The organism is Aureimonas sp. SK2 (genome assembly GCF_029813115.1).
Taxonomy (GTDB): Bacteria; Pseudomonadota; Alphaproteobacteria; order Rhizobiales; family Rhizobiaceae; genus Aureimonas.
In genome coordinates, this window is record NZ_JAPZDS010000011.1 from 49,435 (window position 1) to 63,130 (window position 13,696).

The window sequence follows — 13,696 nt, forward strand, 5'->3', positions numbered from 1 at the left end:
CATGGGGGCAGGCAATCATCGGCTTGTGGTCGTCTCCAACCGGGTCGGCCCCTTGAGCGACGAGGGCAAGGCGGGTGGGCTCGCGGTGGGACTGGCGGATGCGCTGCGGCGCCGGGGCGGCCTCTGGTTCGGATGGAGCGGGCAGATCTCGCCCGAGGGAACCAGCAGCGAGATCCGCGTCGAGGAACACGGGCACACCGCCCTCAAGACGATCGACCTGTCGGAGGAGGAGATCGAAGGCTTCTATCTCGGCTACGCCAACCGCTCGCTCTGGCCGCTCCTGCACTACCGGCTCGACATCGCCGCCTTCGACAGGCAGTCCGAGCGGGTCTATCGCGCGGTCAACAAGCGCTTCGCGGAACGCCTGATGCCGCTGTTGGAAGCCGACGACCTCGTCTGGGTCCACGACTACCACTTCTTCTTCCTCGGCCAGGACCTGCGGCAGGCCGGCTATGACGGCCGCCTCGGCTTCTTCCTGCATATTCCATTCTGCCCGCCCGACATGCTGACGGCGCTGCCCGCGAGCCAGGATCTGGTGCGCGCCATGCTCGCCTACGACGTGATCGGCTTCCAGACCGACAACGACCGGCGCAACTTCGTCGCCTTCTGCACCCAGGAGTTCGGCGCGGAAGACATCGATGGCGACCGGCTCCGCACCGCCGACGGGCGCATCGTGCGCGCCTCCGCCTTCCCGATCGGCATCGACGCGGAGGGCTTTGCCGAGTTCGCGGTCTCGGAGGAGGCGCGCGAGCACGAGAGGATGGTCGAGAGCATCTCGCACGGGCGCCACCAGATCGTCGGCGTCGACCGGATGGACTATTCCAAGGGCATCGTGGAGCGCTTCCGCGGCTACGAACTCCTTCTGGAGGACAATCCGACCTTACGCGGCCAGACGCAGTTCCTCCAGGTCGCGCCCGTCTCGCGCGGCGAGGTGGAGGCCTATGCCGACCTGCGCGTCGAACTGGAGGGGCTCGCGGGCAACATCAACGGTCGCTTCGCCACCCTCGACTGGAACCCGATCCAGATCATGGTCAACGGCTTCACGCGCCGTGCGCTCGCCGGCATCTACCGCGCCGCGCAGATCTGCATGGTGACGCCGCTGCGCGACGGCATGAACCTCGTCGCCAAGGAGTTCGTCGCCGCGCAGGACCGGGCCGATCCCGGCGTCCTGATCCTGTCGCGCTTTGCCGGCGCGCGCGCCGAGCTTCCCGAGGCGCTGATCGTCAATCCCTATTCGCCCGACGACCTGGCGCGCGCCCTGAAGCAGGCGCTCGAAATGCCCCTGGAGGAGCGGCAGCGCCGGCACGAGGCGATGCGCGCGCGCGTCTTCTCCAACACGGCGCACAACTGGTGCGAGACGTTCCTGGCCGTCCTCGACGCACCGGCCGAGCGTGATCTCCAGCCGCGATCCTGGTGGGACCGCTTCCGCGCCGGCATGGCGATGAGCTGGTAGCAAATCGATTGAAATGGCGGGTTCCGGCGGGCTTGCGCTTCAGCTAAAGCTCGTGTGGAGCCAAACGCCAGCGTTGAAGGACCGGACGCCATGACCCAGAAGACCCATGCCCTGATGGAGATCCTGACGGGCCAGCCCGTCATGCCGGTCGTGGCGGTGGAGAGCGCCGCCGAGGGTGTCCAGCTCGCCCGAGCCCTGACGGCCGGTGGTCTGCCGGGTATCGAGGTCACGCTGCGCACGCCGGCCGCCCTCGACGCGATCAAGGCCATTTCCGCCGAGGTGCCCGAGGCCCTGTGCGGCGCGGGCACGATCCTTACGCCGCGCCAGTTCGATCAGGCGGTCGAGGCGGGCGCCCGCTTCATCGTCTCGCCCGGCACGACGCACGAGGTTCTGGACGCGGCCAAGACCTCCGACGTGCCGCTCCTGCCGGGCGCGGCGACGCCGAGCGAGCTGATGGCCATGATCGAGGAAGGCTACGAGATCCTGAAGTTCTTCCCCGCCGAACAGCTCGGCGGCATTCCCTATCTCAAGGCGCTGGCGCCGGTGTTCCAGGGCATCCGCTTCTGCCCGACGGGCGGCGTCAGCACCAAGAACGTCGGCGACTACCTCGCGCTGCCCAACGTTGTCTGTGTCGGCGGCTCCTGGGTTGCGCCGAAGGATCTCGTCTCGGCCGGGCGCTTCGACGAGGTCACCGCGCTGGCGCGCGAAGCCGCGGCGCTTAGCCGCCGCTGATCATCGGGCGGAAGCGGCGGCTGGCCTCCGCTTCCGCCTGTTCCATCTGATGCGGGACTGCCCCTCTCCTCCGGTCCTGCGATCCCCGCCTTGCGCTCCCTGTCCCGTCTGCTTCTCCTCGTGTCGCTTGCCGGCCTTCTGACGGCCTGTTCGGGCGCCGCGCTCCTCAACGCTGTCACCAGCCGGTCCGGCTTCGAGACCATGCGCGATCTCCGCTACGGGCCGGGCGAGCGCGGAACGTTCGATCTCTACGTGCCGGCCGGGGCGGGACCTTCCACGCCGATCGTCGTCTTCATCTACGGCGGGAGCTGGGATTCCGGCTCGAAATCGCTCTATCCTTTCGTCGGACAGTCGCTTGCGTCCGCCGGATACATCGTCGCGATCCCCGACTATCGCGTTTATCCCGCGGTCCGATTTCCCGGCTTCGTGGAGGACGGCGCCGAGGCCGTCGCCGCCGTGGAGCGGCTGGCGCGCCAGGGCGGGGCGGGCATCGCCGCAGGCCGGCATCCGGTCTTCCTGATGGGCCATTCGGCCGGCGCGCAGATCGCGGCGCTCCTCGCCTATGACGAACGCTATCTGCGCGCCGCCGGAGCACCCGAGCGCACGGTCGCCGGCTTCATCGGCCTGTCCGGCCCCTACGACTTCCTGCCGCTGAAGGAGGAGCGCTACAAGCGCATCTTTCCGCCTGCCCTGCGCGAGGACAGCCAACCGGTCCGCTTCGTCGGCGCCGGCGACCCGCCGACCTTCCTTGCCCATGGTGGACGCGACACGACCGTGGATCCGGAGAACATGCGCTCGCTGGCGGGCCGGCTGCGGGCGGCGGACGTTCCGGTCTCGGAGAATCTCTATCCCGACCTCGACCATATCGGTACCGTCAGCTCCTTCGCGACGGCCCTGCCGCTCGGCAATAGGCAATTGCGCGCGGATGTTCTGGCGTTTCTGAGGGACCGATCGAGATGACGAGCCACGACCTGTCGCATTGGGAGCCGCGCGAGCTGCCGGGTCACAGGACCATGATCGGCAATCATGTCCGGGTGGAGCCGATCCGAGACGCAAGGCGCTTCGCCGAGCTCCATGCCGCCTTCGAAGGGCACGACAGGCTCTGGGACTATCTCGCCTACGGACCGTTCGAGACGGCGGAGGATTTCGGTCGCTTCGCCAACACGACCTATGTCGGTGCCGATCCGATGTTCCACGCGATCGTGCCGACCCTGTCGAACCGGGCGGAGGGCGTCGCGGCGCTGATGCGGCTCGATCCGGCCAACGGCGTGGTGGAGATCGGCCATATCTGTCTGTCTCCCGGCCTCCAGCAGACGCGGGCGGCGACGGAGGCCTTCTTCCTCCTCTTCGAGCGGGTTTTCGACGAACTCGGCTACCGACGGCTGGAATGGAAGTGCAACGACCGCAACGCGCCCTCCAAGCGGGCGGCCGAGAGGCTCGGCTTCCACCACGAGGGCCTTTTCCGGCAGCACATGGTGAGCAAGGGCCGCAACCGCGACACGGCGTGGTTCTCGATCATCGACGGGGACTGGCCGAAGGTGAGGGCCGGTTTCGAAGCCTGGCTCGACCCGGACAACTTCGACCGGAACGGCCGGCAGCGCCGCTCTCTCGCGCAGTGCCGCCCCTGAGGACCTTCAGCCTCGTGCGGGGACGATCGTGATGAGGGCGTTGGCGGGGTAGACGCTCTCGAAAAGGACGCCGTCGCCCGGAATGAACTCCAGCACCGTCTCGCCGCCGCCGTCGGCCATGATCAGCGCGCCGTCGTCGGTGGTCTTCCAGTAGGCGACGCGGGCGAGGTCCGGCGAGGCGGCGCAGTCGGGGCCGAGCGGCGCGCGGCGGAACCCGGCATCGGCTCCGGCAGGGCCGGCGATCTTGCAGGTGGCGCCGTTGCGCAGGTCGATGAGACGGATCGCGGCCGCCGGCTGCGGCCCGTTCGGGGACACCGAGCCGGTGATCTCGGAGGACGGACGCATCAGGGAGACCAGGCTCCCGGCGTTCTCGTCCGAATGGGCGGGAAGGTTGGCGAGAAGCGTTCCGACGAAGCCGACGCCAAGCGCCACGGCTGCAAATCTCATGACCAATCTCCGAATGCGCCGCGTTGCCGAGCGGCACCAAACCCTTGAACGGCCTGCGGCTCCCGGGAAACGAAGGCTCCCGAATGGGCGGAGGGGCAGGCGAACAGAGGGGGAGTATCGCATCGTTAGCCTTACCTGAAGGTTAACGAGGCGGCATCGGGTCAGAACTTCGCTTCCAGCCGGAACTGGAGCGAGCGCGTATCGCCATCCCCGCCGAAGCGGGAGCGATGCTCGACCCGCGCGGTCCAATGGGGTGCGAGCTCGGCTTCGATCTCCGGTGCCAGGGTGAATTCCTGGGCCATGCGCCGCCCGAGCGACGGGCTGCGCGAAAGGTCCTGTCGAACCTCCAGCCGAAGGGCCGGGGCGAGCGCATGGTCGGCCCGGCGGATCGGCCGCGCGGTCTTGAGCCCTGCCACGGCCGAGGTTCGGCTGGCATGGAGCGCGGCGCTGTTCGCGAGGCCGCGGGGGTCGGCACGCACCCATGCGGTCTCGACGCGTCCAAAGGGCGAGAGAACGACGGCGCCGGTACGGGTGCGCGCTCCGAACGTCGCGGTCGCGAAGGCCGCCTCGCCGGCGTCGATCACGCCCCCTGCCGAGGGGGCCGAAGCATGGAGCGGGCCGAGGCCGGCCGCGAGATCCACGAAGCTGCTCGTTGTCGGCGCGAAGGTGCCGTAGGTCGATAAGGTCGGCAGGTCCAGCGATCCGGCCCCGTCCATGTGGACGCGGTTGAAACCGAGAGCCGCGCCCATCGTCGCGCGGGCGGAAAGCGACAGGTCGAGCCCCGTGGCGATGTCGGCGCGCGACTGGCGCGAGGCGATCATCCCGTCCGGATCCCGCCCGAACTCAACGGTTCCCGAGCCCCACAGGTCGCCAGTCCCGTCGCTCGCAGTCTTGCGCTTGACCTCCAGCTCGGCGGCAGGGACCGGGCGCCAGTCGAAGTCGTTGTCCCAGAAGAGGGTGGGCAGATCCGGTTCGGGTCCGAGGAGAAACGGGTCCAGCGTACGGTCCGCCTCGGCTCGTTCGATGCGCAGAGCGAGATCGACGCCGGACATCGCGGTGATGCCGGGATCGCGCACGTCCTCGATCCGTGCGTTGAGCCGGGCACCGGCGGCAAGGGCGAGGTCGCTCGCCGTGCGCAGCGCAGCGTCCAGCGGCGCGGCGGAGGCTGGGGGCCCGGACAGGAATGCCGGGCCAAGAATGAACAAGGCTGCCAACGCCGCGAGCCGGAGGTCGCGACGCGTATCGAGCCGGAGAGCGGACATGGACCGTCCCCCAGGATATGGGTTCTGTCACGGATTATCGCAGCGCAGCATAACCCGTGGCTGGATCACGGAAAAGGGCGGAGGCGGCGCCCGCCGATCACGAAGCCTTGGCGCGGGACAGGCCCGCCGCTTCGCTTTCCGGCACGGGCGTCGGCAGCGGTTCGCCCGCGAACCACGCCGACAGGTTGTCGGCGACGAGATCGCCCATGGCGCGGCGTGTATCGCGCGAAGCCGAGGCGACGTGCGGCAGCAGCGTGGCGTTCGGCAGGGCCATGAGGTCTGCCGGAATGCGCGGCTCGTCGGCGAAGACGTCGAGGCCCGCGCGCGCGATCGTGCCGTTCTTCAAGGCGTCGATCAGCGCCGGCTCGTCCACGGTGGAGCCGCGCCCGATGTTGATGAAGATTCCCTCGGCGCCGAGCGCCGTCAGCACACCTTCGTTCACCGCCTTGTCCGTGGACGGCCCGCCGGGCGCGGCGACGATCAGGATGTCCACCGCCTTCGCAAGGCCTTCCAGCGTGTCGTGATAGGCATAGGCCACGTCGCTGCGCCGCGAGCGGTTGTGATAGGCGACCTCGAGCCCGAAGGCTTCCAGCCTCTCGGCGATGGCAAGGCCGATGCGCCCGAGACCCATGATGCCGGCGGTCTTGCCGCGCAGGCTGAAGCGCGTGAGCGGGTAGGGGCCTTCCGCTTCCCAGCGGCCGGCGCGCGCATAGGCTTCGGCAAGACCGAGTTCGCGAACCGTCATCAGCAGCAGGCCGAGCGTCGTGTCGGCGACTTCTTCCGTGAGGACGTCGGGCGTATTGGTGACGGCGACCCCCCGCGAAGCGGCATGGCCGGCGTCGACGCCGTCGTAGCCGACCCCGAAATGGCCGATGATCTCGAGGTTCGGCAGTGCGTCGATCGCGGCGTTGGGAATGCGACCGGCGACGGCCACGGCCCGGATGCCGCCGCGCTCGGCCTCGGGCAGTTCCGCGATATCGCGCGTCTTCAGGTGGCGCACCGTGAAGCGCCGTTCCAGTTCGGCGATGCCGTCGCCGTTGTAGGGGCCGAAGACAAGAACGGTGACGTCGCTGGATGAGGACAAGGGAACGCTCGCTTTATTGGGATGGAGATGTGGCCGGCCTCAGAAGGCTGGACTGGCGCACGCGAAGTTCGGGACGGATCAGCTCCAGCCGCTCCTCGGCGGGTTCGCCGCCCAGCCGCGCCAGCAGGGCACCGGCCGCACGGTGGCCGACCTCGGCTTGGCCGTTGGCGACGGTGGTGAGCGGGGGCATGGCGATCGCCGCCTCGTCGATGTCGTCGTAGCCGCAGACGGCGATATCGACGCCCGGCCGGACGCCCGCGCGCGACAGGCCGTACATCAGGCCGAGCGCGACGAGATCGGAAAAGCACACGACGGCGCTTGGCCGGTCCGGTAGCGATAGGAAGTCGGCTGCGGCATCGAAGCCCTGGTGGCGCGAGCGCGCCCCCTTGATCCACCAGTCCGGCCGGAAGGGAATGCCGGCCGCCTCCAGCGCGTCGCGATAGCCTTGCGCGCGGTCGCGTCCGGTGGAGGTCTGGTCCGTGCCGCCGACGAGCGCGATCCTCTGATGACCTTCGTCGATCAGGTGGCGCACCACGAGCGACATGCCGTAGGCGTCGTCGCCGCGAAACGAGGCGACGCCCGAGCCCTCCACCGTGCGCGCGATCAGCGCGACGGGAAGGTCGTTGTCCTCGGCGAGGCGGATGTCGGAGGCAGGCGTGCCGATGGCGGGCGACATGATCAGCCCGTCCGCGCCGAGCTGGAGCATCGTGTCCAGGAACGAGCGCTGCTTCGACAGGTCGTCGTAGTGGTTGCAGAGAACGAAGGTCTGGCGGTGGCGGTCGAGTTCGTCCTCGATCGCCTTCAGGATCTCGCCATAGAACGGGTTCATGATGTCGTGGACGCAGACGCCGACGATGCCGGACTTGGAGGTCCGAAGGCTCGCCGCCCGGCGGTTGTAAATATAGCCGGAGGTGCGGGCCTCTTCCTTGATGCGCTCGCGCGTCACCTCGGCGACGAGCGGACTGTCGCGCAGCGCCAGCGAGACGGTGGCCGTGGACAGGCCGAGCCGCTCGGCGATCGTCGACAATTTGACCTTCTGCGCCACCTAGTGCCGTTCCATGTCCATCCGAGACGTTCGATCCTCCGGGTGTAAGGACTGGCCCTGCCCGACGCAACCGGAGGCGGTCAATCGTCGATCTCGCCGGTGGCGCCGTCCGCGCCCTCGGCGGCGACGTTGCGCTCGATGCGGCGCAGGAGCTTTCGCAGCCTGCGGGCGTCCTTGGCCTTCACGCCCTTCAGCGCCCGTTTTTCCAGGCCCGCGCGGGCGGCGCGCACCTCGTCCACGAGGCCCTCGCCCTTTTCGGTGAGATGGACGAAGTTCTGACGCGCGTCGGCGCGCGAAGGGCGGCGCTCGACGATCCCCTGGGCGGAGAGGCGCGCCATGGTCTTGGTGACGGTGGGCGGCCGCACGCTCAGCCGCTCCGCGAGGTCGCGCAGCGAGATGCCGTCCGCCTCGGTGGCAATGGCGAGGAGCACCGCGTCCTGCCCGGGATAGAGGCCGCGCGCCGCCAACTCGTGCGACAAGGCGTTGCGCAGGGCGCGCGCCGTCAGGGTAAGCTGCACGCTCACCGCCGATCCCTTGATCTTCTTGCGCTCGCCCATGACCGACCACCCGAACGGAAACGCGAGGATGACCGGGCCGCCCGGTCATGTCCACGCCGCATCCCTTTCACCATTCCCCTGGGGCATCTACAAGCCTCGCAGCTTGAGGAGACAGGGCCGATGCCACTCGCGCGCCGATTCGAGGACGTGACCAGTGCCGAGCTGCGTGCGCGCCGGGGCGATCTTGGCCGGGCCGTCGCCGTCCTGCCGGTCGCCGCCGTGGAGCAGCATGGCGCGCACCTTCCGCTCGGCACGGACGCCATGATCGCCGACGCGATGGTGGCCGAGGCGATCGCCCGGCTGCCGGCGGCCTTCGAGGCCGTGTTCCTCCCGGTTCTGCGGATCGGCGCATCGGACGAACACCTCGCCTTTCCCGGCACGCTGTCGCTCGGCTGGCGCGTGGCGACGGAGACGATCGTCCGGCTGGGCGAGGGCGTCGCCGGCGCGGGCTTCGCCCGCTTGGCGATCGTGTCCTCGCACGGTGGCAACACGCAGGCGGTGGAGGCCGCCGCGCTCGACCTTCGCCGCCGGCGCGGCCTCCTGTGCGCCAGCGCCGCCTGGAACCGCTTCGGCTTGCCGCCCGGTCTCCTGCCGGAGGACGAGGTGGCCGTCGGTATTCACGGCGGCGCGGTGGAGACGGCGCTGATGCTGCACATCCGCCCGGACCTCGTGCGACGGGAGCATGTCCTCGATCAGCCCTCGCTCCAGTCCCGCCTCGTCGCCGAGCGGCACCACCTGCGCGCGCACGGTCGGCTCGGATTCGCCTGGGCCGCCGAGGACCTCAACCCGGTCGGAACCGTGGGTGACGCGCGCCTCGGAACGGCGGACATGGGCCGGGCGATCCTGCAGCATCAGGCGGGGCGCTTCGTCGAGTTCCTGGAGGACGTGGCGGCGGTGGATTGGCCGCCTTCACCCGTGCAAAACGGATAGGACGGGCCTATATCGGGCGCTCCAGGCAAGGAGGCATCCCGATGTCCGACACGTCCCGCCCGACCGAGGGCCAGATTCCCGTCACCGTTCTCACCGGCTATCTCGGCTCCGGCAAGACGACGCTGCTCAACCGCATCCTCACCGAGGACCACGGCAAGCGCTACGCCGTGATCGTCAACGAGTTCGGCGAGATCGGCATCGACAACGACCTCATCGTCGAGACCGACGAAGAGATCTACGAGATGAACAACGGCTGCATCTGCTGCACCGTGCGCGGCGACCTCGTGCGTGTCGTGGAGAACCTGACCAAGCGCACCGGCCGCTTCGACGCGATCATCGTCGAGACCACGGGCCTCGCCGACCCGGTGCCGGTGGCGCAGACCTTCTTCATGGACGACGACGTGCGCTCCAAGACGCGCCTCGACGCCGTGGTCGCGCTGGTGGACGCCAAGCACATCGGCCTGCGGCTGAAGGATTCGCGCGAGGCCGAGGACCAGATCGCCTTTGCCGACGTCGTGCTTCTCAACAAGACCGACCTCGTCAGCGCCGAGGAACTCGCGCGCGTCGAGGCGACCGTGCGGGCCATCAACCCGTCTGCCGTGATCCACCGCACCGAGCGCTCGGCCATCCGTCTCGACCGGGTGCTCGGGCAGGGCGCCTTCGACCTGAAGCGCGTGCTCGACCAGGAGCCGCACTTCCTCGAAGAGGCGGCCCACGCGCACGACGACCATGTCTGCGGGCCGGACTGCGACCACGACCATCCCCACCATCACGGCCATGATCACCACCATCACGATCATGGACACGACCACCATCATCACGACCACGACCACGACCACCACCACCACGCCCACGGCGCGGTCGCCCCGATCCACGACGTGACCGTGACCTCGGTCTCGCTGCGCGGCGGCGAGCTGGACCAGAACCGCTTCTTCCCCTGGATCCAGAACCTGACCCAGACCGAAGGGCCGAACATCCTGCGCCTCAAGGGTATCCTCGCCTTCAAGGGCGATCCCGACCGCTACGTCGTCCAGGGCGTCCACATGATCATCGAGGGCGACCATCAGCGACCCTGGCGCGAGGACGAGGCGCGCGAGAGCCGGCTCGTCTTCATCGGGCGCGAGCTCGACGCCGAGCGTCTGGAGGCTGAGTTCCGGTCCTGTGCGGCCAAGACCCGCGAGGCCGCGCCCGCCTGATGCCGCAGATCGCCCCATACTCGTTCGACGGCTACGTCGAGACGGCCGCCTTCCTGAAGGACGAACCGGTCTTCGCCCTGTCGGACGGCACGATCCGCTTCCCCGCAGGGGGCGAAACCGCGATCGAGGCGCACAAGGGCGGGCTCCTGTCCGCCCGGCTCGACCCGTTCTCGGCCCGGCTCCTGTCCGGCGGCGAGGACGGCCGGGTCGTCGCCACGACGCCGGACCGGCAGTCCGCCGAACTCGCCTCGGCGGGGCGCAAGTGGATCTCGGCCGTCGCGGGCGGCCCCGGCGGCGCGGTCGGTTATGCCGTGGGGCGGGCGGCCTTCGTGCGCGATGCGAAGGGCGAGGTCCGCGAGTTCGCTCACGGGCGCACGGTGGAGGACATCGCCTTCGCGCCGAAGGGGCTGCGGATCGCAACCGCGCGCTACGACGGCGCCTCGCTCTTCTTCGCCGGCACCGACGCCAAGGCGCAGGAACTGGAATGGAAGGGCGCCCATACCGGCGTCACCTTCTCGCCCGATGGGCGCTTCCTGGTCTCCGTGATGCAGGAGAACGCGCTGCACGGCTGGCGCCTCGACGATGGCAAGCATATGCGCATGACGGGCTATCCGGCCAAGGTGAAGAGCCTGTCTTGGTCGGCCAAGGGCAAGTTCCTCGCGACCTCCGGCGCGCCCGCCGCCATCCTCTGGCCCTTCACGGGCAAGGACGGCCCGATGGGCAAGGCCCCGCTGGAACTCGGCACTCGCGGCGATACCAGCGTCGTCTCCGTCGCCTGCCACCCGGCGGACGACGTGGTGGCGATCGGCTATGCCGACGGCATGATCCTGGCCGTTCGCTTCTCCGACGCCAAGGAGGCTCTGCTCCGCCGCGGCGGCAGCGGCCCGGTGCGCACGCTCGGCTGGGATTCCAAGGGCCGGTTCCTGGCCTTCGGATCGGAAAGCGGCGAGGCCGGCGTGATCGACATCGCCGGCTGACGGGTCAGGCGTCGCCGAGACCGGAGGGGAGGACGCTGTCCTCCGGATCGAGCTGGAGATCGGCCTCGATGGTGCAGACGAGGCCGGCTGGGTCGTAGGTGACGACCACCTCGCCGCCGAACTCGGCGGCGAGCGACTGCTCGATCAGACGCGATCCGAACCCCTTGCGCTCGGGCGCGACCACCGGCGGGCCGCCGCTTTCGCGCCATTCGAACCGTATCGTCTCGCAGCCCTCGCCGCGCGCCACCTGCCAGCCGATCCGCACCTGCCCGGTCTCGTTGGACAGGGCGCCGTACTTCGCGGCGTTGGTCGCCAGCTCGTGCAGGGCGAGCGCGAGGGCCAGACTCTGACGGGCCGTCAGGCGCAGGTCGGGGCCGGACCAGGCGATGCGCTCGTCCTCGCCGCCATGCGTGGCGAGCGCCTGCGAGACGATGGCCTCGATGGGCGCGCTGGTCCAGCTCGTCTGTGTCAGGATGTCGTGGGCATGGCTGAGGGCCATCAGCCGGGCGGAAAAGGCCGCGAGGCCTTCCTGCGCGGTCGCGGCCCGCCGAAGCGTCTGGTTCGCCAGCGCGTTGACCATGGCGAGCGTGTTCTTGACCCGGTGCTGAAGCTCGCGCGTCAGCAGGGTCTGCCGCTCCTCGGCTTCCTTGGCATCCGTCACGTCGCGCACGGCGCAGACGATCCGAACCGGCACGCCGTCGCTGCTCACGCAGCGCCCGTTGGCATGGACGACGCGCGATCCCCCGTCGTCGCCCCCGACCGTGCGGAACACGAGGTCGAAGCTGCCGTCGCTGTCCGGCTCCATCGCCTTGCGCGCGGCCGCCTCGACACGCTCCCGGTCCTCCGGATGGATCTGCGGGCGAAGCGTCCCCGAATAGGTGACGGTCGCCTCGTCGCCGATGCCGAAGATCGCGCGGCAACGGGCGTCGCATACCATCTCGCCGGTCTGGAGATCGTAGTCGAAACTGCCCATCTCCGCCGCCTCGTGGGCGAGGCGCAGGCGGGTCTCCGCCTCGATCAGCGAGCGCTCGGCCAGACGACGTCGGGAATAGGTCCAGGCACGGTTCAGCACTTCCCGAATGAAGCCGATCTCGTCCTCGGTCCAGACGCGCGGCGCAGTGTGGTGGAGGTAGAGGATGACCTGGAGCCGGCTTCCTTCACGCACGACGAGGTTGATCATCGACAATGAGCCGATCGCCTCCCACGCCGCCGCGCCGTCCCGGGTGATCGGATCGGTCCGCACGTCCTCGACCACGGTCATGCCGGCCTGCAGCGCCTTGACGAGGGAGCTGCCGAAATCGCCGATCCGCTTGCGGCCGGTGAGGGGGGTGAGCCCCGGCGCCGTCCACTCGCCGAGGATCGTCGCATAGGTTTCCGTCGGATCGACCGTGGCATAGCCGACGCGTCCGATCTCCAGCGTCTCTCCGAGGAGGTTCAGGGCCTTCAGCGTATAGTCGATCGCCTCGCCGAAACCGCCTTCGTCACCGAGGCGCAGGAGCGCGTCCTGGCGGCGCTCGCGCAGCTTGTCGCGCGTGACGTCCACCACCGCGCCGGGAAAGCGCACGGGTCGTCCGGCATCGTTGAGGAAGCAGCGGCCGCGCGCGTGGAGCCAGCGCACCGTGCCGTCGCTGCCGATCGTGCGGTAGTCGGCGGAGAAATCGCCGCCCGTCGCCAGCGCTTCCTGGATGGCCGCGCCGGCATGGGCTCGATCCTCGGGGTGGATGCCGTGGAGATAGGTCTCGATCGGAAGCCCCGACGCAGCGAGGGCCTCGTCCACGCCGTAGAGCGCCGCAAAGCGCGCGTCGGCATAGATGATGTCATCCGGCAGGATCCAGTCCCAAGTCCCGACCAGTGCCGAGGCGTCGAGGGCGAACTGAAGCCGCTCCCGGCTCGCGGCCAGTTCCAGCCGGGAAACCTCCTCGTCCGTCCTGTCGCGCAGGATCTTCAGGAAGCCGATCTGCCGACCGCCCGCGTCGCGCAGCGGCACGAGTTCGCCCCGGGCGAAGAAGGTTTCGCCGTCCCTGCGCAGGAGCCAGCGGTTGTCGGTGGCGCGCCCTTCGCGCGTCGCCGTCGCCATCTCCTCTTCCGCGAGCCCGGCGGCGCGATCCTCGGGGGTGAAGAGGTCGGCGATCGGTCGCCCGATCATACGGTCCTGCGGCCAGCCGAAGACGTCGGCGGCCGCCTTGTTCCAGAGGGTGATCCGCCCGAGGAGGTCGGTTGCGACCAGGGCATAGTCTGCGACGTTGGCGGTCAGTGTTTCGTAGACGGCTAACGGAAGTGCCGCTGTCGAACCCTCCTCGGGTGCCGGTGTGTCCGGGGACCGGAGACGCTCGTTCTCGAGCGTCAATTCAGCGATTCTGCTTTCGGCTGCAGCCAGTCGGGCCG

Annotated in this window: 13 protein-coding genes; 7 read left to right on the forward strand and 6 right to left on the reverse strand. The window is 69.4% G+C overall.

The window, feature by feature from the left end; translation table 11 throughout:
- The first annotated feature begins 1 nt into the window (after window position 1).
- The 4 genes from O5O54_RS14675 (at window position 2) to O5O54_RS14690 (ending at window position 3,813) form a co-directional block, all read left to right on the forward strand.
- Window positions 2-1,453, forward strand: a complete 1,452-nt coding sequence (locus O5O54_RS14675) for a trehalose-6-phosphate synthase (protein WP_279482558.1) — start codon at window positions 2-4, stop codon at window positions 1,451-1,453.
- 90 nt (window positions 1,454-1,543) lie between these two features.
- Window positions 1,544-2,185 (forward strand): 2-dehydro-3-deoxy-phosphogluconate aldolase, encoded by a 642-nt coding sequence (locus tag O5O54_RS14680; RefSeq protein ID WP_279482559.1) that lies wholly within the window; start codon window positions 1,544-1,546, stop codon window positions 2,183-2,185.
- Window positions 2,186-2,275: 90 nt separating this feature from the next.
- Entirely contained in the window at window positions 2,276-3,145 is an 870-nt protein-coding gene (locus O5O54_RS14685) for an alpha/beta hydrolase (RefSeq protein ID WP_279482560.1), read from the forward strand.
- Complete coding sequence (locus tag O5O54_RS14690; protein WP_279482561.1) at window positions 3,142-3,813, forward strand: GNAT family protein; 672 nt, start codon at window positions 3,142-3,144, stop codon at window positions 3,811-3,813. Before O5O54_RS14685 ends, O5O54_RS14690 begins: the two co-directional genes overlap by 4 nt.
- Window positions 3,814-3,819: 6 nt before the next feature.
- Here O5O54_RS14690 and O5O54_RS14695 read toward each other — a convergent pair whose 3' ends face one another.
- The 5 genes from O5O54_RS14695 to O5O54_RS14715 form a co-directional block, all read right to left on the reverse strand.
- Window positions 3,820-4,260 (reverse strand): hypothetical protein, encoded by a 441-nt coding sequence (locus O5O54_RS14695; RefSeq protein WP_279482563.1) that lies wholly within the window; start codon window positions 4,258-4,260, stop codon window positions 3,820-3,822.
- A 161-nt stretch (window positions 4,261-4,421) separates the two neighbouring features.
- Complete coding sequence (locus tag O5O54_RS14700) at window positions 4,422-5,522, reverse strand: autotransporter domain-containing protein (RefSeq protein WP_279482564.1); 1,101 nt, start codon at window positions 5,520-5,522, stop codon at window positions 4,422-4,424.
- A gap of 97 nt (window positions 5,523-5,619) precedes the next feature.
- Complete coding sequence (locus O5O54_RS14705; protein WP_279482566.1) at window positions 5,620-6,606, reverse strand: 2-hydroxyacid dehydrogenase; 987 nt, start codon at window positions 6,604-6,606, stop codon at window positions 5,620-5,622.
- 13 nt (window positions 6,607-6,619) lie between these two features.
- Window positions 6,620-7,651, reverse strand: a complete 1,032-nt coding sequence (locus O5O54_RS14710; protein ID WP_279482567.1) for a LacI family DNA-binding transcriptional regulator — start codon at window positions 7,649-7,651, stop codon at window positions 6,620-6,622.
- A gap of 80 nt (window positions 7,652-7,731) precedes the next feature.
- A complete protein-coding gene (locus O5O54_RS14715) occupies window positions 7,732-8,208 on the reverse strand; it encodes a MarR family transcriptional regulator (protein ID WP_279482568.1) in 477 nt (158 codons plus the stop codon).
- 120 nt (window positions 8,209-8,328) lie between these two features.
- On the opposite strand from O5O54_RS14715, the gene O5O54_RS14720 reads away from it, so the two are divergent.
- From O5O54_RS14720 to O5O54_RS14730, 3 genes are read left to right on the forward strand one after another with little or no spacing between them, the layout of a single operon-like run.
- Window positions 8,329-9,138: a creatininase family protein gene (locus tag O5O54_RS14720; protein ID WP_279482569.1), complete on the forward strand. Its 810-nt coding sequence runs from the start codon at window positions 8,329-8,331 to the stop codon at window positions 9,136-9,138.
- 41 nt (window positions 9,139-9,179) lie between these two features.
- Window positions 9,180-10,334, forward strand: a complete 1,155-nt coding sequence (locus O5O54_RS14725) for a GTP-binding protein (protein WP_279482570.1) — start codon at window positions 9,180-9,182, stop codon at window positions 10,332-10,334.
- Window positions 10,334-11,311, forward strand: a complete 978-nt coding sequence (locus O5O54_RS14730) for a WD40 repeat domain-containing protein (RefSeq protein WP_279482571.1) — start codon at window positions 10,334-10,336, stop codon at window positions 11,309-11,311. Before O5O54_RS14725 ends, O5O54_RS14730 begins: the two co-directional genes overlap by 1 nt.
- A 4-nt stretch (window positions 11,312-11,315) precedes the next feature.
- Here O5O54_RS14730 and O5O54_RS14735 read toward each other — a convergent pair whose 3' ends face one another.
- Window positions 11,316-13,658, reverse strand: coding sequence for a PAS domain-containing protein (locus tag O5O54_RS14735; RefSeq protein ID WP_279482572.1), 2,343 nt, complete (start codon window positions 13,656-13,658; stop codon window positions 11,316-11,318).
- Window positions 13,659-13,696 lie beyond the last annotated feature (38 nt).

Coding starts and splice junctions, on each gene's coding strand:
- O5O54_RS14730 (WP_279482571.1), top strand. CDS start 10,334: ATGCCGCAGATCGCCCCATACTCGTTCGACGGCTACGTCGAGACGGCC.
- O5O54_RS14720 (WP_279482569.1), top strand. CDS start 8,329: ATGCCACTCGCGCGCCGATTCGAGGACGTGACCAGTGCCGAGCTGCGT.
- O5O54_RS14680 (WP_279482559.1), top strand. CDS start 1,544: ATGACCCAGAAGACCCATGCCCTGATGGAGATCCTGACGGGCCAGCCC.
- O5O54_RS14725 (WP_279482570.1), top strand. CDS start 9,180: ATGTCCGACACGTCCCGCCCGACCGAGGGCCAGATTCCCGTCACCGTT.
- O5O54_RS14690 (WP_279482561.1), top strand. CDS start 3,142: ATGACGAGCCACGACCTGTCGCATTGGGAGCCGCGCGAGCTGCCGGGT.
- O5O54_RS14700 (WP_279482564.1), bottom strand. CDS start 5,522: ATGTCCGCTCTCCGGCTCGATACGCGTCGCGACCTCCGGCTCGCGGCG.
- O5O54_RS14715 (WP_279482568.1), bottom strand. CDS start 8,208: ATGGGCGAGCGCAAGAAGATCAAGGGATCGGCGGTGAGCGTGCAGCTT.
- O5O54_RS14695 (WP_279482563.1), bottom strand. CDS start 4,260: ATGAGATTTGCAGCCGTGGCGCTTGGCGTCGGCTTCGTCGGAACGCTT.
- O5O54_RS14675 (WP_279482558.1), top strand. CDS start 2: ATGGGGGCAGGCAATCATCGGCTTGTGGTCGTCTCCAACCGGGTCGGC.